Origin of the sequence: uncultured Mycobacterium sp. (assembly GCF_964249325.1) — a bacterium.
GTDB lineage: Bacteria > Actinomycetota > Actinomycetes > Mycobacteriales > Mycobacteriaceae > Mycobacterium.
Genome location: NZ_CAXUCH010000220.1, coordinates 4230 through 7108, shown reverse-complemented (window position 1 = coordinate 7108; position 2879 = coordinate 4230). Strand labels below are relative to the sequence as shown.

The window sequence follows — 2879 nt, the reverse complement described above, 5'->3', positions numbered from 1 at the left end:
GAGCTCGCGGATGCGCTGCGCGACTTCGCCGACCGGCGCGTCGGGCGCTACCCGGGCGGCCAGGTGCGGCAGCGTCTCGCCGGCGTCGACCCGCACCACGGCCAGTTGATCCGGCATCGGGCCACGCGGGGCGGCGGACCCGCCGCCGATCGTGTCGCCGAAGTATGCAATCAGACCGAGCCAGACGGTGATAAGTGCGGCCAGCAGGGCCAGCCCCACCGTCGTGGCCGGCGTTATCGGGCGCCTGGGGTGCGGCGCAGTGGACATCCACACGCCGGTGCCGCGATAACGCGGCGGCGCAACACGCGGCCGTGACGGGCCAGGTCGCCGTTCCCCATCTCGGCAGCGCACGCGGACGGGCCGCCCACGATGCGCTGCGTGCGGCCGCGTTGTCTCTATGAGCGTCATTAGGTGCCTCCTATCAAGCCGGTAGTCGATCGCATGTTCGGACTATATTCGATAGTGCGTTCGAATTCCGAACGTGTGATCGAATTGTTGCCGAGCGGTTGGAACGCTACGACAGGCCACCGACAAAACCGCTCATCACTGCGCAGCCCTGCGGACACGATTCGCGACACGCGTCGAACAAACGTTTGAGTATTGGGCGATATGGGGCTACATTCGAACGCTATGAGCGATAGCAGCGACACCCGCACCACCGGTCCAGGCCGCCGCATGCAAGCTGTGGATTCGGCGCTGACCGAGCGGCAGCGCACCATCCTGGAAGTCATCCGAGCCTCGGTCACCAGCCGCGGCTATCCACCGAGCATCCGCGAGATCGGTGATGCCGTCGGCCTGACGTCGACGTCGTCGGTGGCTCACCAGCTGCGCACGCTCGAGCGCAAAGGCTATCTGCGACGTGACCCCAACCGCCCGCGCGCGGTCGACGTCCGCGGAGCCGACGACGCCGCACAACCGGTTGTCACCGAGGTGTCGGGGTCAGACGCCTTGCCCGAGCCCACGTTCGTTCCCGTGCTCGGGCGCATCGCGGCCGGCGGGCCGATCCTCGCCGAGGAAGCGGTCGAGGACGTCTTCCCGTTACCGCGCGAGCTGGTTGGTGAGGGTGCGTTGTTCTTGCTGCGAGTCGTCGGTGACTCGATGGTCGACGCCGCGATATGCGACGGTGACTGGGTGGTAGTGCGCCAGCAGAACGTGGCCGACAACGGCGACATCGTCGCGGCGATGATCGACGGTGAGGCCACCGTCAAGACGTTCAAGCGCACCGGCGGTCAGGTCTGGCTGATGCCGCACAACCCGGCGTTCGATCCCATCCCCGGTAACGACGCCGCCATCCTCGGCAAGGTGGTCACAGTCATCCGCAAAATCTGACGCGGTGACTGCACCGGCCTAGCCGGCCTTGGTGAAGCCGTTCGTCCGCGCGACTTCCTCGCTGGCGAACCAGATTTCGGCGAACGCGTCGTCGTACAGGGCGCTGTCGGGCGTGTAATACAGGCCGAAGCTGGCGTTGCCTTTGACCGGGTATCCCTCCGGCGCCTCGCGCGGGTCCTCCAGCGGAAGGTGGATGGCCGGCGTAACGGCGCTGACTGCTGCTGCCTCCGCCCGCTCCTCGTCCTCGGGGGTCTCCACCGCCGCATGCCGCCCAGTTCTCACCACGGGTTCCGAGGTGTGGTCGGCTTGTGACGGGATGGGCGTCGGAGCGGTGTCAACCTTGTCCGGGTCCTCCACGCCGAGACCCTCTTCGACATCGGGCAGCGCACCGCCCGCATGCTCGGCGCCGATCGAGCCGGCTTCCACCTGCTCTGCCGGCTGCCTCCAGCTCTCCGGCGCCGCGGGTCGCTCCGGTGCCGCCATCGGCGGCGTAGGCTCCGGTGCCGCCGGGTAGCCGGCAGCAAACCCCGACGAGCCGACGTCGCGGTCGTCCCCCGCCGACCAGCGGTCATCGGTGCTCGGTACGGGCTCGTAGGCTCTCGCGGCTCTGGCGTCACGTTGATGCTGGACGGCAGCGCGGCGACCTCGGCGTCGGCGCGCCCAGAGCGTCGCCAACCCGAGTAGACCCCCCAAGAGCAGCACCGGGATGGCCACCAAAAGCCACCACCAGTGCCAGCTCCGTGCGGCGCCCGCAGGGGCCGCGGGTCGGCTCGGCTGCTTCTGGCCCGGCACTTGGAGACCGGACAGCGAGGACGCCAGGCTGGGCGGCTCAGTGGTGTAGAGGTTCTTGGCGCGGTCCCAGGAGACCTTGCCGCCGGTGAATTTCTGTGACACCACGTCGCCGTCGACAGCTTGGTCGCCCACCGGTGCGCCGAGCGTGCCTTTCGCGCCGCCCAGCTTATCCCACGCCGCCTTCATGGCCCCGCGGACCACGAATGCTCCCCGGGCAGGCGTCCAGAAAATCACCGGCTTGTCGGCCGCGGAAAACGTGCTGATGCGACTCGTCGGCTTGAGGCTGCCGTCGGTTTCATTGGCCGTCGGAAGTCCCAGGTCACTGCCCGGGCCACCGAGTGATTCGTATTTGGCCAGGATGTCGCTCTCCACCGCGTTGGCCCCGGTGGCCGGGCTGAAGAAGACCTTCCCGCCGACGAACTTCTGGGCTATCGCGTTGTTGCCGACGGGGTATTGCCCACCCTGTTTGGCGCCGAGTGGACCCGCGGCGCCACCGGCCGAGCGCCAGGCCGTGTTGATCGCCGCAGTGGGGTCGATGGGCACCTGGAGGCCGGTCAGTTGCTGTGCCAACTCGGGCGGGACCGTCGCGAACACCTTCGTCAGCCGGTTCCACGACACCTGTCCGCCGGTGAACGACTGTGTGGCGGCCTCACCGTTGTAGGTCTCGTCGCTGACCGGAACGCCCAGTGCCCCACCGGAGCTGCCGAGCTTGTCCCATGCGGCGTTCATCGCGCCGCGTACCACGAACGCACCATGGG

At 68.3% G+C, this 2879-nt stretch carries 2 protein-coding genes and 1 pseudogene (1 of these 3 only partly in view); 1 reads left to right on the top strand and 2 read right to left on the bottom strand.

From position 1 onward, the window contains the following. Positions 1 to 408, bottom strand: a 408-nt coding sequence (locus tag ACFE99_RS20510) for a hypothetical protein (protein WP_375488250.1), incomplete at its 3' end; no start/stop codon positions are given. A 222-nt stretch (positions 409 to 630) separates the two neighbouring features. Between ACFE99_RS20510 and lexA the strand changes: the two genes are divergently transcribed. Further along, positions 631 to 1329, top strand: coding sequence for a transcriptional repressor LexA (lexA, locus tag ACFE99_RS20505; RefSeq protein WP_375488249.1), 699 nt, complete (start codon positions 631 to 633; stop codon positions 1327 to 1329). An 18-nt stretch (positions 1330 to 1347) separates the two neighbouring features. Here lexA and ACFE99_RS20500 read toward each other — a convergent pair. Continuing rightward, positions 1348 to 2879 (bottom strand): annotated as a pseudogene (locus tag ACFE99_RS20500) (hypothetical protein) (it continues 413 nt past the right edge of the window).